Raw genomic sequence first — 23,193 nt, 5'->3', positions numbered from 1 at the left:
AGTAAAAATACCGAAGCGTAAACAATAAGCGGACGTTCCATCTTGCGCTTACGGAGAATTAAAAACGAAATCAACCCCGGTAAGAGGGCCATTAAGACATAAACTTTCAGGTAAAGCAGTAATACCAATCCCAACACAAAACAAAACACACGGAAGGATTTCGATTTCATTTCAGCATCGAGCAAGGCCACGAATAAAATACCAATACCGAATAATAAAAATGCTTCTTTTAAAACACCCGATCCCCAGAATAAAACGGAAGGCCAGAGAAAAATAAACCAGGACAAATACCTTTCTTTCCCAATAAAAAAAGATTTAAAAGCACGGTAAATACCAACGAGTCCCCCCATAGAAAACATACATGCAAAAATGGTATGCACATGGTACGATCCAAATGAAAAAATCCGCATTACGGCATTGATGCGAATGATGGTGTGACTATCATTATACAAATTGCTTTCATACTTGCGAAACCAATTGTTCATGTGGTTGTAATAATGTTCGCTGAAATAGGTATTGTCATTATCGAAGCCAAATAACATCCGGAAAAAATCGCCGGGTTTATGCCATAAAGCATCGCTCATGAGTTTACTGTCATCGAAATATTTAAAAATATCTGCAGTGCTACGGTCGGTATAATAATAGGTGTACAAAGCAGCCATTACAGTCCCCGCCAAAATTTTCAGAAAAAAGACGGAATACAAAAATTGAGGGGAAAGTCCGGAATGTTTAAAAAAATTCAACCTGCGGATAATCCACCAGCTAATGAATAGCCAGAAAACCAAGAGTGGAATTTCGTACAGGGAAATAAACATTATTCAAAAATAAGCAATCGAAATGAGCTTTACTTATTTTTTTAGCGCATTCAGAATTACAGCAGCAATGACCAATAACATTCCCACAAAACTGAGCAGAGAAAAGGTTTCTCCGAACATAAAAAAGCCAATGAGTAAAGCATAGACTGTTCCGAGGTATTTAAACGGAGTGATCACCGCTGCTTTCTCCGCATGCAAGGCCATGGTCATGAACACCTGCGCCAATTGTGTAAACAATCCGATCAGCAATAACCATATCCATTCCATTCCCTGAGGTTGAATCCAGCCATAATAACTCCAAATTCCGGTAATGGGAGTGGCCACTAATGGAAAAGCCATCACAATGGTGAAGGGATGATCGGTATCTTTACACTTGATGATGGCATTATAAGCAACACCCGATAAAAAAGCAGAGAGAATTCCCAATAACAAATAATTCCAGTTGGGAGAAGATTGAAATCCTTCCATCATCAATACGCCGGCAAATGCCAGTGCAAAAAAGATCCAGCGGACCGATTGCACTTTTTCGCCCACTAAAAAGATGGCAATGATCACCGTAAAAACCGGTGATAAATACTGAACGGTAGTTGCCGTGGCCATGGGTAAATGACGAAGCGTAATAAAAAACAAGACCAATGCACTCGCCCCGAAAATTCCGCGAATCAATAACCAGAAATGATTATTGCCAAAAAAAGGTAATCGCTTATAACGAACCATCGCAGCTGTAAATACCAGCGTAATGACACTTCTGAAAAAAACAATTTCTTCGGTGGGAATGCGATCCAGAAACTTGACCAGAAAATTGACTACGGCAAATCCTGCAGTTGCGGTAAGCATGTATAAAATCCCCGGTCGAATCACAAGCCAAAATTAATAAAATACTTCGCCCTGTTTAAGGTCGGAATCCGAAAGAAGTGGAAGGGATCAATTGTTTGTACTGCGAGGGGGAGGACCAGCTCAATTTCAGGGTGCAGGGACCTTTTCCCGAATGGAAATAACGCAGCTCGAAACGGTACGATTTCTTTTGTGTTACATCGAAATCCCTCTCCATTTCGCCGAATTTGTTTTTGGAAGATTTAGAAAATTGAAGCGGGACATCATCCAGCAACACTTCTGCTTTAGCATCACAGTCCAGATAAAAGGTATATTTTTCTATATAAGCCGGATTAATTAATCCCCTGATCCGCAAACAAAAATCGTTGTGTTTTACCAATGAATTCGGTGTACCGGAATGTGACCGAAAAAAAACGGAAGGAATCAGCATTGCTGTATCCGCTTTACTTTGGATGGATTTACCCGCAAAATATTCGAGCATTAATTGATCGCTATGGTCGAGTTGATTCCACTGCAACATTTTCATCTTCCCTTCGGGGGAATTCAATCGCAATTGCACACTACCGAAAAATGAATTTCCATCCGCATTAAAAAATCCTGCACCGGCCCATACTTGCTTGCCCATGTATTGCGGATTCGATTTTACATTGAAATAAGTCAATGGTTGTTTACCTGTACCATCCGAACGCATAATCCACCAATCGCAACCCCGCGTTCCGAAATGATTGGTCATCCAAATGATATATTTCCCATCCGGACTGTACAAGGCATGTTCGTTGTAGTCCTGATCCGTTAATTGACGAACATCTTTTCCGCTTTCGGCATCGATGGTAAAGATTTGAGCGTAATACCATTTTTTCTGATGCATGGTGCTGCAAAACAAAATGCGTTTTCCATCGGGAGAAAATCCGTAGGTCTCATAAAACGCATCTCCTCCGGGCTCAAAAATTTTTATGTTTTTTAATTGCGGGGTTCCGTTTTCCCAATGTAAATCGCCCACTTTTATCACCCATAATCCGAAAAAAGAACCACGCAGAGGTTGGGGACGTTTTTTCCGTTCTACCCACACCATTTTTTTTCCGTCTGATGATAACCGTGGTGCAATGATGCCGTGATCGTAATCATTGGGAATATCGGTTAACTTCCATGCTTTTTTACCGTCAGCGCGCATCAGATAGATATCGGTAAAGGCACCAAATCCGGGTAATGCATCTACACTTCCGCGCGGATGAATTTCTTTTTCAGCTAAAAATAAAATGTAATCACCCGAAGGGTGCCAGGTTGCACAACCATTGTGACGTTGCGGAACTTCTGCTATACAACTGATGCACGAATCGGCTGATCCGTCTTTATTGACCGTATGAATTTCGTAATAGCCCGGTTTTTTCGCTGATGGTTTTTCATAAAGTAATCGCTCTCCTCCAGGTTGAAATCCGCCACTACCTCCGGTAAAGGGTAAATCGCGAATGGTGACTTGTTGCGCCTGTACAAATCCGGAACTGAAAAATAAAAATACCAGGCTCCACTTTTTCATTGACGCGCTTCTTCGTCCACGATTTTGAGAAGGTCCCTGTGGATTAAATTTCACAAAGGGAACCTGAAAATTGTAGGACCAGTAATTGCATTTTTCCATAGCCAATCCTTCATTATTGGTACGCTCCAGTTCATAATGACGCAAATGGTTATCGGTCATTAACACAATTTTATACACTTCTTCTTCGGTGCGAAACAAGGTATAACCATAACTCCAGAACGTAATTCGCTCGCGTTGACCAAAAGCGCGCAGATAAGTAAGACAGGTGTATTTATTAAGATCAATCAGTTTTACCATGGGCCATAAGCCAAACACCAAAATGCTTTCTTTGGCTTTTTTATTTTCATAATCAATTTCCATTTTGCTTTTTGTAAACAAAATATAAAGCAGTGCAATACTTACGCCAATAACAGGCAACCAAATATCACCACCCCGCACAATGGCAGCATAGGCGATTAACACTAAACCAAAGGCAGCAATTACCCTTGCAATTCCGCTAAATACCGGATGAACAACAACAAATTCTTTTTTCTCCACTGATAAAATTTGAGCATTCATACTCATCTAAACTTGATTTTGTTTCGTTTAAGCGGCTTTTTGTCAAGTCAATCTCTTTCTCTAGTTTTACATCATGCAAAGCAATCGTCAGTTATTCCTCTCCCATGTAGCCCAAACCAGCGATTTCCCGATGTCGGTAGAAATTACCGGCGCCGAAGGGGTGTATATGTTTGGACCCGATGGTAAAAAATACCTCGATTTAATTGCAGGCATTTCGGTGAGTAATTTGGGTCACTCCCACCCTGCCATTGTAAATGCGGTGTGCGAACAAGCGAAAAAAAACATGCACCTCATGGTGTATGGAGAATTTATTCAGTCGCCCCAAACCTCTTTAGCTACTGCTTTACATCAGCATACGCATCCTTCTTTAACGCATACTTACTTTGTAAACTCCGGCAGTGAAGCGATTGAGGGTGCCATGAAATTGGTAAAGCGTTATACCGGAAGAAAAAAAATCATTTGCATCGAAAACGCCTATCACGGAAGTACGCAAGGTGCTTTAAGTATGATTGGCAGTAAAGAAATGCAGCAGGGTTTTCATCCGCTCTTGCCCGACATAGATCGCATTCGTTTGAATTCCTTCGATGATCTCGAAAAAATCAATTCCGAAATCGCCGCTGTTTTCATTGAGCCGATTCAGGGTGAAGCCGGTGTGCGTGTTTCGAATCCGATTTGGCTGACTGCATTGCGTAAAAAATGTACCGAACAAAAAACCTTATTGGTATTTGATGAAATTCAATCGGGTTACGGAAGAACAGGATCACTTTTCGCCTTTCACGATTATGAAATTGTACCTGATGTTTTGGTTTTAGCCAAAGGAATGGGTGGCGGTATGCCATTGGGTGCTTTTATTTCGCGTGCAGAAATTATGGATGTGTTGCGCCGGGATCCGGTATTGGGACATATCACCACATTTGGTGGTCACCCCGTATCCTGTGCTGCAAGTTTAGCGGCTCTTCAGCTCATCACCTCGGGTGATCTGTTAAATCAAATCCCTGCAAAAGAAGCCTTGTTCCGGAGTTTATTGGTGCATCCCCGCATTCAGGAAATTCGTGGTAAGGGATTGATGCTTGCAGTAGAAATCGGAACGTTTGAAGAGGTGCAAAAAATCATCCATGCCTGCATTGAAAAAGGATTGATCACCGATTGGTTTTTATTCTGCGATTCCGCTTTACGTATTGCACCACCATTGACCATCACCGAAATTGAAATTCAGTCCGCCTGCTCCATTTTACTGGAAGCCCTCAATGAAACGAATTAAAATTGAAAGCCGACACTAAAGCGAAATGTGAGATACGATAAAACGTAATTCAAATTCTCACTCGGTTGGATGGTGTTGGTATAAAACTCCGTAATTTTTTCGTCCGGTTTTTCTTTCCGGTTTACACAAAGTGAAAATCGCGCACCGGGGTGAATATAAAATCCATTCTCACGGGTGAAACGCCAGTTGAGTTGTACGCCCGCAAACTGCATGATGTAATCGCCTTTGTAACTGTATTTGTAATAGCCGGGATAAAAATCGAAATAGTCGACCTTACTCTGTAAATAGGAATACACCACACCCGCTTCCCAACGACGTTCATCACCGATGCGGTACATCAGCGGTATTGAAAATAAATGATTGCTGAAGGAATAATGATAAACGCGGGTTATCGATTCAGAGAGAGAACGTTGGTCAGAAGAATAGAGATAGTCCACCCCCACATAAAAACGATCGAATAAAACATCGGCATCGAGTCCGTAACCCAATTTATCGCCAATGGTGTTGTATTCAATCACCGGTGCCAGACCTACTTTAAAATTGCGCTGGGCGGCAACAGAAAAATGAAGGAATATGAGAAAGAAATAAAAACAGGTTCTTTTCATTTGTACAATCTACAAAAAGAACCTGTTCAAATTTATTTTTTGCGTTTTTTGGGACCAGAAACTTTTTTTGTTTTTTGCTTTTTCACGGTTGCAAGCGCTTTCTTTTTCGTTTTCACTGCAGCAACAACTTTTTTCGGTGCTTTTTTGAGTGCAGAAGTCTTTACCGTTGACTTTGCTTTTACATTTCCATCATTCAATAAAGCGATCTGTAAAACATCCATCATGTTGTTCACATAGTGAAAACGGAGTCCTTTGATATAATCCGGATTAATATCCTCAATGTCTTTTTGATTCTTATCGCAAAGAATAATTTCCTGAATTCCTGCGCGACGGGCAGCCAGTATTTTTTCTTTGATTCCACCCACCGGTAATACTTTTCCACGCAAGGTAATTTCACCGGTCATGGCCAATGCCTTTTTTACTTTTCGCTTGGTGAACTGCGAAGCTAAGGCGGTCAACATTGTAATCCCTGCCGATGGTCCGTCTTTTGGCGTAGCGCCTTCGGGAACGTGGATGTGTACGTTTTGCTGATCGAATGCTTTCGGGTCAATTTTCAATTCACGCGCATGCGACTTTAAAAATTCAAGTGCAATCACCGCACTTTCTTTCATCACATCACCGAGATTACCGGTCAAACTCAATTTCCCTTTTCCGGCGGTAAGAATCGATTCGATAAAGAGAATATCACCGCCAACGGGGGTCCAGGCTAATCCGGTGACTACACCCAAATGATCGTTGTTCTCGTATTTATCGCGCTGGTGAGAGGGACCTAAAATTTTTGATGCTTGTTCTTCGGTAATTTCTGCTTTGAATTTTTCGTTCAATGCAATTTCCTTGGCCCGGTTACGCACTAATTTTCCAATGCGTTTTTCCAATCCGCGCACACCTGATTCATTGGTGTATTCTTCAATAATTTTTTCAATGACCGCATCCGAAATTTTAAAATTCTTCGCATCATATCCATGCTCTTTCAGCAGCTTCGGAATTAAATGTTGTTTGGCAATTCCGAGTTTTTCCTCAATGGTGTAGCCGGTGACTTCAATAATCTCCATCCTGTCGCGTAAGGCAGGTTGAATGGTCGATAAATTATTGGCTGTTGCAATGAACATCACTTTACTCAAATCGTAATCCACTTCCAGATAATTATCGTAGAAGCTGGTGTTCTGTTCAGGATCCAATACTTCAAGTAATGCAGAAGAAGGATCGCCATGGTAACTTTCTCCCGTTTTATCGATTTCGTCAAGGACAAAAACCGGGTTCGACGATTCCGCTTTCGTTATGTTTTGAATGATTCGTCCGGGCATTGCACCGACATAGGTTTTGCGGTGACCACGAATCTCTGCTTCATCTCTTAATCCCCCGAGCGACATCCGCACATATTTTCTTCCAAGCGCCTCGGCAATCGATTTTCCCAATGAAGTTTTACCTACACCGGGAGGACCATACAAACATAAAATCGGAGATTTCATATCGCCCTTCAACTTTAAAACGGCCAGGTATTCAATGATGCGTTCTTTAACTTTTTCCAGTCCAAAATGATCGCGGTCCAGAATCTGCTGTGCTTTTTTCAAATCGAATTTATCCTTGGTATATACATTCCAGGGTAAATCCACCAAGGTTTCGAGGTAATTCAACTGCACCGAATATTCTGCTCCACTCGGATTCATGCGCCCCATTTTCTCCAGCTCCTTGTTGAAATGCTTCTCGACTTCTTTCGACCATTTTTTATGTTTGGCTCTGTCCTTCAACTCCCGCGATTCCTGCTCTACCGGACTCTCACCCAATTCTTCCTGTATGGTTTTCATTTGCTGATGCAGGAAATATTCCCTTTGCTGGCGATCGATATCCACCCGCACTTTGCTTTGAATTTCATTCTTCATTTCGAGCATTTGCAAATCCTTACTGAGCAAACTCAGCAACAATTCACCGCGCGAATTCAGATCCGATTTTTCCAGGAGCATTTGTTTTTCTTCCACCGTTGCATTCATGTTAGAAGAAATAAAATTGATCAGGAAAGTAGGACTCTCAATATTTTTAATGGCAAATCCCGCTTCACTCGGTATATTGGGATTAAGACGAATAATGTTCATGGATAAATCCTTCAGCGATGAAATCAAAGCCTCCAGTTTATCATCGCCCAGTCCGTGCGGCACATCCATAAATTGTTTTACCGTAGCGCGGATATAAGGCTCTTCCGAAATCAGTTCGTTCATTTCGAAACGCTTCTTACCCTGAATGATCACCGTGGTGCTACCATCGGGCATACGCAATACACGCATCACCTGTGCCACCGTTCCGATTTTATTCAAATCATCAAAACCGGGCGCTTCCACATCTTGTTTCTTTTGCGCTACAACACCAATCACTTTCTTGGCTTTGTAGGCATCATTAATCAGGCGAATGGATTTATCACGGCCTACCGTGATGGGAATAACAACACCGGGAAACAGTACATTATTTCGTATAGGTAAAATGGCAAGTTCATCAGGAGTCTCCTCCTTGTTCATTTGCTCTTCATCTTCAGGGGTAATCAGCGGAATCAATTCCGTATCGCCTTCCATCAGGCCGCCGAATTCCAGAAGTTCTCCAAAATTATTTTCGTTCATAAAAAAAGTTGTGACAGTAAAAGTTCAATGACCGTGCCATTGAAAGAATAATGCAAAATCGTCAGAAAAATTGCAGATCAGGACCTGAATTTTGCAGTAACATTGAAAATATGGCGCATTATTTCACGATCGGTGTCGGTGAAACTGAGGGAACGGCGCGACATGACACGTTGACTAACATCAAATGAACGCTCCAGTTCAAAGGTTTCAAATCCATCTGCTCCGCCCCAGAAAAAAGAAGGAATGTGTTTAGGAGGAAAACCGCCGCCAAATACATTGGCATTAACACCTACAACCGTGCCGGTGTTGAACATGGTATTGATTCCGGATTTGGAATGATCGCCCATTATTAAACCGCAAAACTGCAATCCCGTAGAAATCATTTCAGCCTGGGCAGGACTAAATGCCTTTACCATTCCGTAATTGTTTTTCAAATTCGAATTATTGGTATCTGCACCCAAATTGCACCATTCTCCCAATACCGAATTACCTAAAAATCCATCATGCGCTTTATTGGAATAACCGAAAATTACCGAATTCGAAATTTCGCCGCCTACTTTGCAATGTGGACCAATGGTGGTGGGACCATAAATTTTTGTCCCCAGTTTTAACGTAGAATGCTCTCCCAATGCCAATCCGCCACGAATCATAGAACCCTCCATGATTTCTGCATCCTTGCCGAGGTAAATGGGTCCATCCGTTGCATTTAAAATACAGGCCTCAACTCTTGCTCCCTCTTCCAGGAATATTTTTCCATTTCCAATAACCGTATTGGTAGAAGACAACATTTGCGACACGCGGTGATGAGTCAGCAATTCAAAATCTTCCTCGAGTGCAATCCGGTTTAAAGAAAACACATCCCAGGGAAAAGAAACGCGCGCTTCTGTCCCTTTAAAAATCACCGTTTCAAACGTAGCATGATCATTCAGCGGATCCCCTTCTCCACGTTTGGCAATCCAGCCTAATCGTCCCTCGAGTTGCTGACCTTTTTTCAATTCAAAAACCGCATGAAACAATTCCGCCGTAGCGATGCATGCACTGTTAATGAGCAGGTATTCGCCCTGGACTTTTTCCGATGGATATTTATTCTGGAGATAAGCACGGGTATAAACGGAACACTCCATTCCGGAACGTTTTTCCCATTTTTCGCGCAGGGTTAAAATTCCTACCCGTACATCCGAAACCGAGCGGGTGTAGGTGAGCGGAAGCAGTTGATCCCACTCTTTATCGTCGAACAAACAAATTTTCATGCTGACTCAAATATAACATTTCAAAGCTCAGTAAACCACAACAAAAAAACCCCGCCAGTGTATGACAGGGTTTTCGGTATGAACAAAAAACGATTAGTTTTTCTTGAACTTGTCGTAACGGCTCTTGAACTTATCGATACGACCTGCAGTATCCACCAATTTCACCTTACCGGTGAAGAAGGGATGCGAAGTGTACGAAATATCAAGCTTTACCAGCGGGTATTCAACGCCGTCGGTATGCACAATAGTGTCTTTTGTTTCTGCGCAAGAGCGGCAAACAAAACTATAATCGTTGGACATGTCTTTAAACACAACCAATCTGTAATTCTCTGGATGAATGTCTTTTTTCATAATGCGTGACAGTAATCGGGCTGCAAATGTAGTAAAATAAAATATACCTCCAAATAAATTCTGCCTTAAAGCAGCAATTCCTGCAATAATCGCAAATAAAAAGCGTATTTCATTATCTGTATATTTGTGTCCCCATGAAAAAACGAAGCAGACTGCTGTTATTTGTCCCCCTACTCCTCTCCATTGCACTGATTTCGTGCAGGAAAGACCGGGTTTTGGAGGATGGTTCGGCCAGGCTGGACTTCTCGAACGACACTATAATTTTCGACACCCTCTTCACCACGGTGGGCTCCACTACCCGACAATTAAAGGTGTACAACAACAACCGGGGTAAATTAAAAATCGACCGCATCTATCTGGCCGGAGCTGCAGGAAACATGTTCAGAATGAATGTAGATGGTGTACCCGGAACCAGTTTTTCGGATATCGAAATTGAGGCGGGCGACAGTATGTACATTTTTATAGAGGTAACACTCGATCCGAATTCAGCAAGCACCCCCATGCTGGTGACCGATTCTATTTTGTTCGTCAGCAATGGCAATGTGCAGGATGTGGACCTTGTGGCCTGGGGACAGGACGCCTATTTTCACACGCCGCCAAGTGGAGCTACATCTCCATTTTTCGAATTGCCTTGTAATGATGTTTGGACCAATGATAAACCACATGTGATTTACGGATATCCGGTGGTGGACTCTGCCTGTTTGCTGACCATTCAACCCGGAACTAAAATTTATTCGCATGTCAATTCGGCACTCGTCGTTTACAACAGCGGTAAACTTCAGGCCATTGGAACGCCCGGTTCTAAAATTATTTTTCAGGGCGATCGTTTGGAACCCGATTATGATTCACTACCCGGACAATGGTCGGGAATCATTTTCCTCGAGGCGGGACCATCTGCTTTGGAAGATTGCGAAATCAGAAATGCTTCGGTGGGTATTCGTGTAGAGAGCATTACGGGTCACATCGATCCCATCACCATGAATTATTTGCGCATTGAGAATATGTCGAACTTCGGCGTTTGGAACAATGTGGCCGGCGATATGAGCATGACCAATTGCATGGTGAACAATTGTGGTCAGTACGCTTTCCTTTGCACCGGCGGAGGCTTTGTACATATCAATCACTGCACCTTTGCAAATTACTGGAGCATCAACGATCGTGGTGTACCCGCATTTGGAATGGCCAATTTCTTTTACGACAACAGCGGAGCTACGGTGTTGGTCGATCTGCAAGCCGAAGTAAGTAACAGTATCATTTACGGGAACAAGGACAATGAATTTGTAGTGAATATGAATCCCGGTGCTTTAGGAGATCATGTGTTCAATACCTGTTACATCAAGAGCGATCAGGACCTCAGCAATACGAGTCACTATATTTCCGTAGTAAAAAACGTATTCCCCATTTTCGTGGATGCCAATAACCAGGATTATCACCTGGGTTCCAATTCGCCTTGTCGCGATAACGGCAATGTTCTGTTCCGCATCGATTTCGACCTCGATCATGCCAGCCGGGATGTGATACCCGACATTGGATGTTTTGAGTTTCATTAAGAAATCAGCAACCGATGTATTGCTTATTTTTTGTATTGCACTAATTGATCTTCCAATAAGGGATTATCCTTTTGAATAATTGACCAAACCATTTCAGGTTCTATGGAATCATAGGCATGAGAAATTCTATTTCTTAAGCCGATAATATTTTTTGTTGAGCTGATTGGAGCCTTCGGATCTAGCTCCATAATCTTTTTCACTGCCTCTCCTATAATTTCCAGATCTCTTTCAGCTGCACGCTGAAGTAAAATATCCGTAGAAAAAGTGTGAAAATTATTATTGGCTTTAATCTTTATCAGATTAATTTCTGCAATTACGGTTTCGATATCTAAAATATACTTCAGTATCCTAAGCTGCATACAATTCTATTTTCGAACGATCAACTTCAGATTTCAATACCGGATTTTTAATGGAAGCAACATTAACCAAATCAATTTTTTTACCTAACAATTGCTCCAGTTTTTCTAAAAATTGAAAATAATTATCGGCATAGTCCAGAATATCCAATTCCGGAATAAACTGAACCAGTAAATCAATATCACTTGCTTCCCCATAAACACCATTGGCAGCAGATCCAAACAAAGCCATACTTTTCACCTTATGCGATTGGCATAAATGTTTTAGTTCTGTGAGGTTATTTTCAATTACAGGAATCATCTTAACAAATATACGATTTTTAAACACGCATATTTCTGTCCACTCGACACAATTAAGATCCGAAATATTGACAGAATACAGAAATTTCCCATCGTCCTCTTGCCTTAATAGGTCCTCTATCATCTCATCAATTACCGCTCAATCAATCAGATAAATTCCACTTATTTATATTTGTTTTAGAGCTCCACTTTAAAGCAGACTCTTATCTTTGTTGCAATGCAGCACTTATCCAATTTACGCTTGTTATTGATTCGTCTGGGTATAGCCATGTTGGGCTTTATGCTGTGCAGGATCATTTTTTTCGCTTTTAACTCCGGCATGTTTCCCGATTGGAAAATGATGGATTTTGTGTACGGAATTTATTTCGACGCGGCTACCGTTGCCATGTTTTTTTCACCCTTCATTTTTTTATCGCTGGTTCCCCTTCATTTCCGAAAACAAAAACACCTGCTCCTCCTGCGCGATTTTTCGTTTCACCTGATTAATCTCGTGAGCATTATTCTGAATTGCATCGATGTAAAATTTATTCAATTCACCGCCAAGCGCTCAACAGCCGATCTATTTACCATTTTGAGTTTTGGATCGGATGCCGAAAATATTTTGCCCAGTGTTTTTCGCGATTATTGGTGGGTTGCCATTCTGGTGGCTATGGTATTCGGACTTTGCTTTTGGCTTTATCGCAGAACGAAAAAAAAGGAAACAGAATCCCATTTCAGCTACCTGCCCCAATCTGTTGTTTTCGTTCTTTCCATCGGAATTTTTATATTGATTGCGCGTGGTGGTTTTGGCTTAAAACCTATTTCGGTTATCACGGCTTCTCAATACACTTCCCCAGCCAATTTACCGATTGTGCTCAATACACCATTTACCATGGTGAAAACATGGGGACAACCCGGCTTAACGGAGTTTCACTTTTACAGTGATGAAGAAGTAGCAAAAGTGTATAATCCGATTCGGAAAGTGAGCGGAAAATTTTCTCATCCCAACTGTAATGTGGTGGTTTTTTTAATGGAAAGTTATTCCACCCACTACCTGCAGTCCTATTGCGGAAGAGAACGAAGCTGTGCTCCATTTTTAGATTCGCTCATTGGGGAATCGCTAATGTTTACGCACGCCTATGCCAATGGAAAACGATCTATAGAAGGGACTCCCGCCGTAATGGCATCGCTGCCTACCTTTATGCCGGAACCTTTTATTACTTCCAGGTATAATGCCAACCGGATTACTTCATTTGGAACGCTGTTAAAAAAATACGGTTATCACAGTTCCTATTTTCACGGAGCCACCAACGGATCGATGGGATTCGATAATTTCTGCAAACTTGCCCAGTTTGATGATTATAACGGAAGAAGTGAATTTAACGACGATCGCTATTTTAACGGTAACTGGGGAATTCACGATGAAGAGTTTTTCCAGTTTTTTGCCGATAAACTCATCTCCTATCCGCGACCGCAAGTCGGCATTTTATTCTCCATCACTTCGCATCACCCCTACAATTTTCCGGATAAATACGCCAAGGTTTTTAATAAATCGCAAATCCCCATGGAAAACGCGGTGGAATATGCCGATTTCGCGCTCAGACGTTTTTTCGATCGCATGAAGAAAACCGATTGGTATAAAAATACCCTTTTTATAATCACGGCCGACCATACCGGCGATTCGCAGGATCCGTATTACGCAGGTGTTGAGGGAAGATACCGCATTCCGCTGGTCTTTTTCCACCCCGGCGATTCTACATTAAAAGGAAAAAACGATAAGGTGGTTTCGCAGGCTGATATTTTACCTTCGGTAATGGATTACCTGGGTTATGATATGCAGTTTTTTGCCTACGGACAAAGCGTGTTTGAAAACAATGAAGGGTTGGCTTATATGATGGTTAATGACATTCACCAATTGGTGACAAAAGATTACCTAATTCAATTTGCCGGCGAAGATCCGATTGCTTTATTCAAATTACCCGAAGATTCACTCTGTGAAAAGAATATTCTAAGCAGCGATCCGCAAGCACCGTATATGACAAAACTGATTAAATCAGTAGTTCAGGTTTATAACAATACCCACATCAAAAACAAAATGACCGTTGAGTGAAAAACAACACATACGGTTTATTATCAATCCGATTTCGGGAATTGGCAAACAAAAAAAGCTTGAACAATTATTGCCCCATCATCTCGACTGCGATAAATTCTCCTTCGATATTGCCTATACCCAACATGCGGGTCACGCCTACGATCTGGCGAAGGAAGCCGTTAACGCTTCTATTCCCATTATCGCCATTGTTGGTGGTGATGGATCCATCAATGAAGCGGGTCGCGCTTTAATGCATTCTGAAAGTACATTAGCCATCATTCCCACCGGCAGCGGAAACGGAATTGCGCGTCACCATAAAATCCCGCTTGCCACCCGTAAAGCCATCGCATTAATCAACAGTGGCAGTTCTAAAAAAACAGATGTGGGATTGCTCAATGAAATTCCATTTTTTGGTTTTGCAGGAATGGGATTCGACGCTCATATTGCCCATGAGTTTGCAGCTTTGGGTCAGCGCGGTTTACAAGGTTATGCCAAGGTAGTCCTGCGGGAATGGTCGAAATACAAAGCTCAAGCCTGCACCCTGAGCAATGGCTCGGAAGAAATTAAACTCGAACCCTTTCTCATTACCGTTGCCAATGTGAGCCAATACGGTAATGGCGTCATCATCGATGCTAAAGCCAATGCCATGGATGGTCAACTTGCCGTTTGCGCATTGGAACGCGTAAAACTGCATTCGTTCCCTTCCTTATTCCTTCGCTCATTGGGGGGCCGACTCGATCGCTCGGGTAAATTTACCCGTATGGAAGGTTCTTTTTTTCAAATTAGAAATCATCGTTTTAACCGCATTCATATCGACGGCGATCCATTGGTTATCAGTGATTCAGATATAAACATCCGGATTTTAAGTCGCAGTTTGAGAATCCTCTTACCCTGATTTAATGGTCGCGCCTGCAACCTATTTTGTCGTATATTCGTCTGCATTCAAACACATCCAAATGAAGCGTATTTTTTTATTCTTAACCGGATTAATGCTGACAACCACCACTTGGGCGAGTCACGTAATCGGCGGAAATTTTCAAGTTAACCAAACCGCACCCAATACTTTTCAGGTAGAACTGCGGGTTTACCGCGACTGTATTAACGGGAGTCCCGCAGCCACCATCACCCCTTCGGGTGCTACACCGGTAAGGGTGTACGATAAGGTGACGAATCTGCAGGTAATGACCTTCGACATGACCAACCCGACCATCACCCCGGTGACATTAGGCGACGAGTGTTATACCCCTACGGGAATTTGTGTGGAGGAATATTATTTCATCACCACGGTGGTATTGGCCAACAACCCGAACGGATATTATTTTGCTTGGGATATCTGTTGCAGAAACATGATTATCGACAACCTCAACCAACCCGATATTCAAGGATCCACCTTTTACATTGCACTTCCGGACCCTGCCATTAGCGGCGGAAATTCCACCCCCGATTTTGGTCCCTACCCTTCCGACGGTTATTTCTGTGTGGATGCAGTAAAATTGATTGATCCGAATGTTACCGATGCCGATGGTGATTCATTGGTTTATTCTTTGGTTGAACCTTATACCGACAATACCGGCTCCATGCCCTGGACCACGGTAAACTGGTTAGCTCCTTACAACCTTGGTAATATTTGCGGCGGCACACCGGTGATGTCGATCAACTCCCAAACCGGAATTATTACGGTAGCTCCCAATGCACTGGGTACTTATGTTTTTGCAGTGCGTGTGGAAGAATACAGAAATGGCGTTAAAATCGGCGAAACCATACGCGATGTGCAGTATTCGGCATTGAATTGTGTGTTCGATGATCTTCCATCGATTTACCTTCCTGACACGGTGGACATTCAGGTTTTGAGCTCCGGATGTTTTGATATCGTTGTACAAGATCCGGATGTAACAGATACCGTTTCTATTATTTTGAGTTCGAACACCTTTGGTGATGGAGCCGTTTTAACTTTGCCTGAACCTTATCAATTTAGTCCAGACACTCTTTACTATTTTAATTATACGGATAGCACAACTGGTTTACCCGATTCAATTTTACTTCCTGCTCCACAATTCATTGCCGGATCGTGGGTGGCGCAGGGTGCTGTTGGTTTGCGTTATTGCTGGCCTACACAATGTGAAGATTTATTAGTACCCGGATTTGAATTGGATGTTCAAGCCTACTCCCTCGGTTGTAGTGGCGATACCAATTCCATCCATCGTATTGTAAACATCAATGTAATTCCTCCAAGTGGTATTGAAGAAATTGTTCCGAATGTATTTTCACCTAATGGTGATAATGTGAACGACTTCTTTAAAATTGAAGGGACACCGAATCCTTGCTGGGATGCCTTAACGGTTCAGATTTATAATCGCTGGGGACAATTGGTGTACGAATCTTCGGAAGTGGAATTCAAATGGGATGGCACCAACAAAAATGGTAAAGAACTTCCTGAAGGCACTTACTACGTAATACTCACCGGTGTATTTGGAGATAAAGACGTTACCAGTCAATACCCCCTTACCCTCTTCAGAGAAAAGAAATAAAACCAATAATTGAAAATCCCGCAGTTGCGGGATTTTTTTTGCTGTCATTTTTTCTCCCCTCTCTGCCATTTTTTCCTGCTTTTCCCTTTGGTACAGGCTTTGTCATTGCCCTTGTACCTCATTCATGTTTCATCTCAAAAAATTAAATTTTTATGGCAACAGCAACTTTAGAAAAAGTAGAAGTGAAAGTGAAGCCGCTGGCGGACCGCGTTCTTGTTGAGGCTGCCCAGGCTGAAACGAAAACTGCCGGTGGAATTATTATTCCCGACACAGCGAAAGAAAAACCACAACAAGGAAAAGTGGTAGCGGTTGGTAATGGAAAAAAAGATGAACCGCTTACGGTAAAAGTGGGCGATACCGTTTTATACGGTAAATATTCCGGCACTGAAATCTCCATCGACGGAAGAGAATACCTCATTATGCGCGAAAGCGATATTTATGCGATTCTCTAACGCGATTAATATTCAATTGAACTAAAACAATCATTTATTTAAATACAATCCATTATGGCAAAAGATATTTCATTCGACATTGAATCGCGCGAAGCATTAAAAAAAGGTGTTGACACCTTAGCGAACGCTGTAAAAGTTACGCTGGGTCCAAAAGGCCGCAACGTAGTCATTGAAAAAAAATTCGGCGCACCGCATGTCACTAAAGACGGCGTTTCAGTAGCCAAAGAAATTGAACTTGCAGATCCCGTTGCCAATATGGGAGCGCAGATGCTTAAGGAGGTCGCCTCGAAAACCGCTGATGTTGCGGGCGACGGAACCACGACGGCTACCGTTTTAGCGCAGGCGATTGTTGCTGCGGGAATGAAAAATGTAGCTGCCGGGGCAAATCCGATGGATTTAAAACGCGGAATTGAAAAAGCAGTTGCAGCGGTGGTTAATTCACTGAAAGCACAATCGCAATTGGTGGGCGACGACAATAAAAAAATTGAACAGGTAGCTACCATCTCAGCCAATGGCGATGAAACCGTTGGAAAACTCATTGCCACAGCGATGGCAAAAGTGGGGAAAGAAGGTGTAATTACCGTTGAAGAAGCAAAAGGAACTGAAACGGAAGTAAAAACCGTAGAAGGTATGCAATTCGACCGCGGATATCTTTCTCCTTACTTCGTAACCAATACCGAAAAAATGATTGCCGAACTGGAGAAGCCTTACATTCTGATTACCGATAAAAAGGTAAGCTCGATGAAAGATATTCTCCCCGTTCTTGAACAAGTAGCTCAACAAGGAAAACAATTATTGATTATTGCCGAAGATGTAGATGGTGAAGCATTAGCGACTTTGGTAGTAAATAAATTACGCGGTGCATTAAAAATTGCCGCCGTTAAAGCTCCGGGATTTGGCGACCGCAGAAAAGCCATGCTGGAAGATATTGCTATTCTTACCGGTGGTACCGTAATCAGCGAAGAACAAGGATACCGCTTAGATGCAGCAGATATTACCCACCTCGGAAGCTGCGAAAAAATTGCGATCGACAAGGATAATACCACCATCGTGAACGGCAAGGGAACAGCAGATGCCATTAAAGCCAGAATTGGTCAGATTAAAGCACAACTCGACAATACCACTTCCGATTACGATCGCGAAAAATTACAGGAGCGTCTTGCAAAACTTTCCGGTGGAGTTGCCGTGCTTTATGTAGGAGCTGCAACCGAAGTGGAAATGAAAGAAAAGAAAGACCGTGTAGATGATGCTTTGCACGCCACACGCGCTGCTGTAGAAGAAGGAATTGTTGCCGGTGGAGGTACAGCATTTATTCGTGCTATTCCATCACTCGATGCGGTTAAAACAGAAAATGAAGATGAAAAAACCGGTGTAGATATCATTCGCCGATCATTAGAAGCCCCGCTGCGCCAGATTGTGGAAAATGGCGGACTGGAAGGTTCGGTGATTGTGAACAAGGTAAAAGAAGGGAAAGATGATTTCGGTTATAATGCTGCTACCGAAAAATTCGAGAACATGTTTAAAATCGGTGTAATCGATCCTACTAAAGTTAGCCGTGTAGCATTGGAAAATGCAGCATCAATCGCTTCCATGATTCTTACTACTGAATGTGTGCTGAGTGAGAAAAAAGAGAAAAAAGCCGCTGCTCCTGCTATGCCGGGCGGAATGGAAGACATGTATTAAACTCAATTAATTCAATAAAAAAACCCGGGTTATGCCCGGGTTTTTCTTTTTGTGCAGGATTCTTTCGATTTTGTCGTCATAATGATGAATCTCCAACCGGTGGAAGAACAGGAACTCATACGCGGACTTATTGCCCGTAAAGAGAAAGCCTATCGTATAGCTTTTCAGTTATACGGTAAGTTGGTTTTGAACGCCATATTAAAAATGGTACCCCGATTGGAGGAAGCGGAAGATTTAACGCAGGAGGTTTTTATTGAGTTGTTTCATTCGGTTTCGAAATTCAGAGGAGAAAGTAAGTTGTCGACCTGGATCTACCGCATTGCCATTCGGAAATCGCTGGATCACATCAAGGCGGGAAAACGAAAAAAACGATGGGGAAAAATTTTCGGATTAAGCGATCTGGGTCAATTAGAACCCCGGAATTTGAATCACCCGGGGGTGATGCTGGAAGATAAAGAAGAAGCAGAAATGTTATACGCCGCTATTGAATTATTACCCGATCAGCAAAGAACAGCATTTGTGCTGGCACGCATGGAGGGATTAAAACAAGATGAAGTGGCTGCGATTATGAATACTACTATCGGAGCAGTGGAATCCTTATTGGTGAGAGCGAATAAAAAATTAAGAGAAGAATTAAAACATAAACTGAAATAAACATGCAAAACGAAAAATCCATCGATAAAATTCTTTCACTCGGTGAACGGATTTCTGCTGTGGACCCTTCTTATTGGATGGAAGAAAAAATCATTTTCAAAATGAAGGAGCGTCCCTCCGACAGAAAATTGTTTTTAACCCTGGCTGTTGGTGTTCTGGTTTTACTTTTGGTAAACACTTACGCCATTCGTAAATCCGCTACATCAATCAGCGGGACAGAAGCCATTGAGAATAGTTTTTTCGGTTCAACTGATTTACAATTTTAAGCCATGAATACTTCGAGAAAAATTATTTTTCTGATTGTTGCCTTGATTCTGATGAATTTGGTGTTGACCGGATTCCTCTTATTCCGTCGTCCACCCCACCCTGGTCTGGAAGCTTACCATTTTTTGGTGCACGAACTTCAACTCAGCGATAAGCAGGAAGAACAATACCGAATATTAAGAGATGAACACCATGCCGCCGTTACCTCCATTCGCGATGAAATGGGCGAACTGCGCGATCGATTGTATGCGGGTTCGCCCGAAGAATCTTCCGCTCTTATCGACTCCATTGCAGGTCTTCAGGGTGAAGTTGAGCGCATTACCTACCAGCATTTTCAAGCGTTGCGTAAAATCTGTGAACCCAGGCAACAAGAACGTTTCGATGAAATTATTGCTGAAGCCGTCCGCAAAATGGCCCCTCCAAAACCCCGATAGCTGTTAACCATTGCCTGTTCAAATCTGTAAGGCAACGTTTCAACATTTTTTGCGTTTGAAGGTTATATTTGATCGTATGGTAACTGTTTCACCGCATTATCAATTGGATTTAATGGAGAGTCCCGTTTCCATTAAATCGCCCGCCGGTTTTAACGAATCGGAAGCGCATGATCGTTTTGAACGTTCGCTCGATTTATTCCATATCGCCGTTAATCTCGAAGAGGAAGGTCAAACCGAAAAAGCCATCACCTTTTACACCGAAGCCATCGAAGCCAATCCGAATATGAGCCTGGCTTATTTACGGCGTGGACGATTATATCTTGATTTAAAGCAGTACCAGGAAGCCTTGGCGGATTTATTTATGTACCGCAACCAGCAGCCGCAATGTCCGCGTGTTTTACTTTACTTATCGCGACTTTCCTACGAATTATACCTGGAAAGTAAAGACGAGTTTCACAAGAACAACGCTAAGCGATATCTCGACTGGGCCATTCAGAAAAACCTGCATTATACGATGTTTCGCATCGAGGAAAATTAATCAGGCCATTACTTTCCCGAATAAATCGTAAGGATCTGCCGATTCAATTTTCACATTTACAAAATCGCCAATACGTAGGTAGTCGGCACCCGAAATGTGGACTTCATTATCAACTTCCGGAGAATCATGTTCCGTTCTTCCGATATAATTTTTTCCTTCTTTTCGATCCACAATCACCTGAAAGGTGCGGCCTACTTTTTCTGCATTTAAACTCGCCGAAATTCCCTGCTGCAACTCCATAATTTCATTGGCACGTTGCATTTTTACCTCCGGATCCACATCGTCGTTTAATGCAAAAGCACCGGTATTTTCTTCGTGACTATAGGTGAACACACCCAAACGATCGAAACGGGAATCTTCTACCCAACGCAACATTTCTTCATGATCCTTTTGCGTTTCACCCGGGTAACCCGATATGAGTGTAGTGCGAATGGCAATGCCCGGAACTTTATCGCGAATGGTATTGACGAGATCAATTGTTTTTTGCTTGGTGGTTCCGCGCTTCATGCTTTTTAAAACGGAATCGCTGATGTGCTGCAAGGGCATATCGAGGTAATTGCAGACTTTCGGATTGTTGCGGATTACATCCAGCACATCTTCCGGAAATCCACTTGGAAAAGCATAATGCAGCTTAATCCAATCGATTCCTTCTACTTCACTTAATTTGGATAATAAAGTCGCCAGTTTTCTCTCTTTGTACAAATCGAGTCCGTAATACGTAGAATCCTGTGCAATGACCAGCAATTCCCTGGTTCCGTTTTTAGCAAGCGATTTAGCATTATCCACCAATGTTTCAATGGGGACAGAAACATGTTTTCCACGCATGAGTGGAATGGCGCAGAAAGAACAGGGACGATCACATCCTTCTGCAATTTTAAAGTAGGCATAATGCGCCGGAGTGGTTAACAAACGTTCGCCCACTAATTCTTTTTTATAATCGGCCTTGAGGGTTTTTAATAAACGCGGTAAATCGCGTGTTCCAAAAAAGGCATCCACTTCGGGAATTTCGCGCTCGAGATCGGGTTTGTAGCGTTCACTTAAACATCCGGTCACATACACTTTTTCTACCAGTCCCTTTTTCTTCGCCTCCGCAAATTGCAATATGGTATCGATACTTTCCTGTTTGGCATTTTCAATAAATCCGCAGGTATTGATAATCACAATCGAGGAATCATCACTTGTGCTTTCGTGCTCAACTTCAAATTGATTGGCTTTGAGTTGACCCATCAACACTTCCGAATCGAAAATATTTTTAGAGCAACCCAGCGTGATCACATTCACCTTGTTTTTGCGGAGCGTTTTTGTTTTCATGCTGCAAATATCAGAATCTTTCCTGAAATCAGGGAATTCATCTGAAACCATAAATAAAGGAGCAACGGCCATGACTTAACTGATCGATATGATACCCGGACAAACCGTTAATCCGTTGAACTCCACCAGCACATAAAAATCGCCGGAAACCTGGGGGTTGACTTCCAATTCCAATCCCGGAACCTTGCTGTATTCTTTCTCAGTTTCCAGATCGCCGTTTAAGCGAAACAATGAAATTTTTGCAGAAGCAACTTCTTCGTTGAAACAAACAATTATTTTTTTCCCCACTACGTGACAAATCACTTTATCCTGAACCTGCTTTACATCAGAATTTACCTGCATGCTGTTATCCACCACCAAATGCGATTTTTGATAGGCCTTCATCATTCGGTATTGAACATCGTCAGGACTTACAACCGAATCTTTAAAACAATAGGTCAGCATCAACCCATTCGGCGATTGGAGTCCGTCCTTGGTACCAATCATTTCCCATTGACCATCTTTCACTTTCCGCTGGAGGACATACGTACAGTGGGCTGATTTTTCATTAAAGGAATAGACATGATAGTTAACCCCGTTAACGAATTTCACTTTCGATGCATCAGGAATGACTTCCTCCATTACATTTTCAGTTTGCACTTGAACGATCTGCTGAGCGAATGCTCCGGCCGACAGACTCATAAAAAGAAGAACTAACGATTTCATAGTATGATTTTTTGGTTTTTGCTGATTATTTAACAAGCGTTACAGATCCGCTGTAATCGTACCATTTGGAATGATCTTTTGACCAGGCACGGATTTGATAGACATAAACACCTTGTGGAACTGATTCACCATTAAAGGTGCCATCCCAGGATTGGTGTCCTTCTGATCCTGTAAAAATCTCTTCACCCCAACGATTGAAAACACTCAAGCGAACTTCATCTACATTGGTCAACACCGGCATCCAGGTATCGTTAATACCATCACCATCGGGAGTAAATGCGTTAGGAATAAAAACGGAAGAAGGAGAACTTACTTCAATGGTATTGGATACACTTGTTATAGCAGTATTTCCATTTTGCGTTGCTACTACTCTATAAGTGGTAGATCCGGCATTGTTCTGAGCGAAACTTACAGTGGCAAGTGTCAGAAAGAAAACGATGGCAGTGATAGTTTTCATGGTTCGTTCGTTTAAATCAAATGTATCCCGACCATGAGCGGATTAAAACCTCATATACACCCAATTTGTAAGTGAC

The 23,193-nt window shown here is 42.3% G+C and carries 23 protein-coding genes; 11 read left to right on the top strand and 12 right to left on the bottom strand.

Features of this window, described 5'->3' with window-relative positions:
* The 3 genes from K1X56_04700 to K1X56_04690 all read right to left on the bottom strand — a co-directional run.
* The coding region (locus tag K1X56_04700) for a hypothetical protein (protein MBX7093998.1) at positions 1 to 677 on the bottom strand (677 nt) is incomplete at its 3' end.
* Between the two features lie 171 nt (positions 678 to 848).
* Positions 849 to 1,676 (bottom strand): DMT family transporter, encoded by an 828-nt coding sequence (locus tag K1X56_04695; protein ID MBX7093997.1) that lies wholly within the window; start codon positions 1,674 to 1,676, stop codon positions 849 to 851.
* 31 nt (positions 1,677 to 1,707) lie between these two features.
* Positions 1,708 to 3,741, bottom strand: a complete 2,034-nt coding sequence (locus K1X56_04690; protein ID MBX7093996.1) for a hypothetical protein — start codon at positions 3,739 to 3,741, stop codon at positions 1,708 to 1,710.
* Between the two features lie 73 nt (positions 3,742 to 3,814).
* Between K1X56_04690 and K1X56_04685 the strand changes: the two genes are divergently transcribed.
* The gene (locus tag K1X56_04685) at positions 3,815 to 5,002 is read left to right on the top strand and encodes an aspartate aminotransferase family protein (GenBank protein ID MBX7093995.1); all 1,188 of its coding nucleotides are present in this window, start codon (positions 3,815 to 3,817) and stop codon (positions 5,000 to 5,002) included.
* Here K1X56_04685 and K1X56_04680 read toward each other — a convergent pair.
* The 4 genes from K1X56_04680 to K1X56_04665 all read right to left on the bottom strand — a co-directional run bounded on the left by K1X56_04680 (position 4,999) and on the right by K1X56_04665 (position 9,814).
* Positions 4,999 to 5,607 carry a hypothetical protein gene (locus tag K1X56_04680; protein ID MBX7093994.1) on the bottom strand — a complete coding sequence of 203 codons (609 nt, stop codon included), beginning with the start codon at positions 5,605 to 5,607 and terminating at the stop codon, positions 4,999 to 5,001. The two genes, K1X56_04685 and K1X56_04680, sit on opposite strands and share 4 nt — an antisense overlap.
* 32 nt (positions 5,608 to 5,639) lie before the next feature.
* The gene (lon, locus tag K1X56_04675; GenBank protein ID MBX7093993.1) at positions 5,640 to 8,213 is read right to left on the bottom strand and encodes an endopeptidase La; all 2,574 of its coding nucleotides are present in this window, start codon (positions 8,211 to 8,213) and stop codon (positions 5,640 to 5,642) included.
* A gap of 77 nt (positions 8,214 to 8,290) precedes the next feature.
* A complete protein-coding gene (locus K1X56_04670) occupies positions 8,291 to 9,463 on the bottom strand; it encodes a GlmU family protein (GenBank protein ID MBX7093992.1) in 1,173 nt (390 codons plus the stop codon).
* 93 nt (positions 9,464 to 9,556) lie between these two features.
* On the bottom strand, positions 9,557 to 9,814 hold the full coding sequence (locus K1X56_04665) for a type B 50S ribosomal protein L31 (protein MBX7093991.1): 258 nt from the start codon (positions 9,812 to 9,814) through the stop codon (positions 9,557 to 9,559).
* A gap of 134 nt (positions 9,815 to 9,948) precedes the next feature.
* On the opposite strand from K1X56_04665, the gene K1X56_04660 reads away from it, so the two are divergent.
* Positions 9,949 to 11,364 carry a right-handed parallel beta-helix repeat-containing protein gene (locus K1X56_04660; protein ID MBX7093990.1) on the top strand — a complete coding sequence of 472 codons (1,416 nt, stop codon included), beginning with the start codon at positions 9,949 to 9,951 and terminating at the stop codon, positions 11,362 to 11,364.
* Positions 11,365 to 11,387: 23 nt separating this feature from the next.
* Here the strand turns inward: K1X56_04660 and K1X56_04655 are convergent, their stop codons facing one another.
* Together K1X56_04655 and K1X56_04650 are read right to left on the bottom strand one after the other, a co-directional pair.
* On the bottom strand, positions 11,388 to 11,723 hold the full coding sequence (locus tag K1X56_04655; protein MBX7093989.1) for a DUF86 domain-containing protein: 336 nt from the start codon (positions 11,721 to 11,723) through the stop codon (positions 11,388 to 11,390).
* Complete coding sequence (locus tag K1X56_04650) at positions 11,713 to 12,021, bottom strand: nucleotidyltransferase domain-containing protein (GenBank protein MBX7093988.1); 309 nt, start codon at positions 12,019 to 12,021, stop codon at positions 11,713 to 11,715. Before K1X56_04650 ends, K1X56_04655 begins: the two co-directional genes overlap by 11 nt.
* 216 nt (positions 12,022 to 12,237) lie before the next feature.
* Here K1X56_04650 and K1X56_04645 point away from each other — a divergent pair, with 216 nt between their 5' ends.
* The 9 genes from K1X56_04645 (at position 12,238) to K1X56_04605 (ending at position 20,644) form a co-directional block, all read left to right on the top strand.
* Complete coding sequence (locus tag K1X56_04645; protein ID MBX7093987.1) at positions 12,238 to 14,109, top strand: sulfatase-like hydrolase/transferase; 1,872 nt, start codon at positions 12,238 to 12,240, stop codon at positions 14,107 to 14,109.
* Positions 14,102 to 14,986 (top strand): hypothetical protein, encoded by an 885-nt coding sequence (locus tag K1X56_04640; GenBank protein ID MBX7093986.1) that lies wholly within the window; start codon positions 14,102 to 14,104, stop codon positions 14,984 to 14,986. The genes K1X56_04645 and K1X56_04640 overlap by 8 nt, the downstream gene beginning before the upstream one ends.
* A gap of 61 nt (positions 14,987 to 15,047) precedes the next feature.
* Complete coding sequence (locus K1X56_04635; protein MBX7093985.1) at positions 15,048 to 16,619, top strand: gliding motility-associated C-terminal domain-containing protein; 1,572 nt, start codon at positions 15,048 to 15,050, stop codon at positions 16,617 to 16,619.
* A gap of 152 nt (positions 16,620 to 16,771) precedes the next feature.
* On the top strand, positions 16,772 to 17,071 hold the full coding sequence (locus K1X56_04630; protein ID MBX7093984.1) for a co-chaperone GroES: 300 nt from the start codon (positions 16,772 to 16,774) through the stop codon (positions 17,069 to 17,071).
* A 54-nt stretch (positions 17,072 to 17,125) separates the two neighbouring features.
* The gene (gene groL / locus K1X56_04625; GenBank protein MBX7093983.1) at positions 17,126 to 18,754 is read left to right on the top strand and encodes a chaperonin GroEL; all 1,629 of its coding nucleotides are present in this window, start codon (positions 17,126 to 17,128) and stop codon (positions 18,752 to 18,754) included.
* An 81-nt stretch (positions 18,755 to 18,835) separates the two neighbouring features.
* Positions 18,836 to 19,408, top strand: a complete 573-nt coding sequence (locus tag K1X56_04620; protein ID MBX7093982.1) for an RNA polymerase sigma factor — start codon at positions 18,836 to 18,838, stop codon at positions 19,406 to 19,408.
* Between the two features lie 2 nt (positions 19,409 to 19,410).
* Positions 19,411 to 19,674, top strand: a complete 264-nt coding sequence (locus K1X56_04615) for a hypothetical protein (GenBank protein MBX7093981.1) — start codon at positions 19,411 to 19,413, stop codon at positions 19,672 to 19,674.
* A 3-nt stretch (positions 19,675 to 19,677) separates the two neighbouring features.
* The gene (locus K1X56_04610; protein ID MBX7093980.1) at positions 19,678 to 20,106 is read left to right on the top strand and encodes a hypothetical protein; all 429 of its coding nucleotides are present in this window, start codon (positions 19,678 to 19,680) and stop codon (positions 20,104 to 20,106) included.
* Between the two features lie 55 nt (positions 20,107 to 20,161).
* The gene (locus K1X56_04605) at positions 20,162 to 20,644 is read left to right on the top strand and encodes a tetratricopeptide repeat protein (GenBank protein MBX7093979.1); all 483 of its coding nucleotides are present in this window, start codon (positions 20,162 to 20,164) and stop codon (positions 20,642 to 20,644) included.
* Here the strand turns inward: K1X56_04605 and rimO are convergent, their stop codons facing one another.
* The 3 genes from rimO to K1X56_04590 all read right to left on the bottom strand — a co-directional run bounded on the left by rimO (position 20,645) and on the right by K1X56_04590 (position 23,117).
* The gene (rimO, locus tag K1X56_04600) at positions 20,645 to 21,955 is read right to left on the bottom strand and encodes a 30S ribosomal protein S12 methylthiotransferase RimO (GenBank protein ID MBX7093978.1); all 1,311 of its coding nucleotides are present in this window, start codon (positions 21,953 to 21,955) and stop codon (positions 20,645 to 20,647) included. It abuts the gene before it with no gap.
* Positions 21,956 to 22,030: 75 nt separating this feature from the next.
* A complete protein-coding gene (locus K1X56_04595) occupies positions 22,031 to 22,660 on the bottom strand; it encodes a hypothetical protein (protein MBX7093977.1) in 630 nt (209 codons plus the stop codon).
* Between the two features lie 25 nt (positions 22,661 to 22,685).
* Complete coding sequence (locus tag K1X56_04590) at positions 22,686 to 23,117, bottom strand: gliding motility-associated C-terminal domain-containing protein (GenBank protein MBX7093976.1); 432 nt, start codon at positions 23,115 to 23,117, stop codon at positions 22,686 to 22,688.
* Positions 23,118 to 23,193 lie beyond the last annotated feature (76 nt).

The organism is Flavobacteriales bacterium (genome assembly GCA_019694795.1).
Taxonomy (GTDB): domain Bacteria; phylum Bacteroidota; class Bacteroidia; order Flavobacteriales_D; family UBA2798; genus UBA2798.
This window is presented reverse-complemented; position numbering and strand designations above follow the sequence as displayed.

Bases quoted from the DNA above. Each gene is read 5' to 3' on its own strand.
- K1X56_04690 (MBX7093996.1), bottom strand. From the start codon at position 3,741: ATGAATGCTCAAATTTTATCAGTGGAGAAAAAAGAATTTGTTGTTGTT.
- K1X56_04685 (MBX7093995.1), top strand. From the start codon at position 3,815: ATGCAAAGCAATCGTCAGTTATTCCTCTCCCATGTAGCCCAAACCAGC.
- K1X56_04680 (MBX7093994.1), bottom strand. From the start codon at position 5,607: ATGAAAAGAACCTGTTTTTATTTCTTTCTCATATTCCTTCATTTTTCT.
- lon (MBX7093993.1), bottom strand. From the start codon at position 8,213: ATGAACGAAAATAATTTTGGAGAACTTCTGGAATTCGGCGGCCTGATG.
- K1X56_04670 (MBX7093992.1), bottom strand. From the start codon at position 9,463: ATGAAAATTTGTTTGTTCGACGATAAAGAGTGGGATCAACTGCTTCCG.
- K1X56_04665 (MBX7093991.1), bottom strand. From the start codon at position 9,814: ATGAAAAAAGACATTCATCCAGAGAATTACAGATTGGTTGTGTTTAAA.
- K1X56_04660 (MBX7093990.1), top strand. From the start codon at position 9,949: ATGAAAAAACGAAGCAGACTGCTGTTATTTGTCCCCCTACTCCTCTCC.
- K1X56_04655 (MBX7093989.1), bottom strand. From the start codon at position 11,723: ATGCAGCTTAGGATACTGAAGTATATTTTAGATATCGAAACCGTAATT.
- K1X56_04650 (MBX7093988.1), bottom strand. From the start codon at position 12,021: ATGATTCCTGTAATTGAAAATAACCTCACAGAACTAAAACATTTATGC.
- K1X56_04645 (MBX7093987.1), top strand. From the start codon at position 12,238: ATGCAGCACTTATCCAATTTACGCTTGTTATTGATTCGTCTGGGTATA.
- K1X56_04635 (MBX7093985.1), top strand. From the start codon at position 15,048: ATGAAGCGTATTTTTTTATTCTTAACCGGATTAATGCTGACAACCACC.
- K1X56_04630 (MBX7093984.1), top strand. From the start codon at position 16,772: ATGGCAACAGCAACTTTAGAAAAAGTAGAAGTGAAAGTGAAGCCGCTG.
- groL (MBX7093983.1), top strand. From the start codon at position 17,126: ATGGCAAAAGATATTTCATTCGACATTGAATCGCGCGAAGCATTAAAA.
- K1X56_04620 (MBX7093982.1), top strand. From the start codon at position 18,836: ATGATGAATCTCCAACCGGTGGAAGAACAGGAACTCATACGCGGACTT.
- K1X56_04615 (MBX7093981.1), top strand. From the start codon at position 19,411: ATGCAAAACGAAAAATCCATCGATAAAATTCTTTCACTCGGTGAACGG.
- K1X56_04610 (MBX7093980.1), top strand. From the start codon at position 19,678: ATGAATACTTCGAGAAAAATTATTTTTCTGATTGTTGCCTTGATTCTG.
- rimO (MBX7093978.1), bottom strand. From the start codon at position 21,955: ATGAAAACAAAAACGCTCCGCAAAAACAAGGTGAATGTGATCACGCTG.
- K1X56_04595 (MBX7093977.1), bottom strand. From the start codon at position 22,660: ATGAAATCGTTAGTTCTTCTTTTTATGAGTCTGTCGGCCGGAGCATTC.
- K1X56_04590 (MBX7093976.1), bottom strand. From the start codon at position 23,117: ATGAAAACTATCACTGCCATCGTTTTCTTTCTGACACTTGCCACTGTA.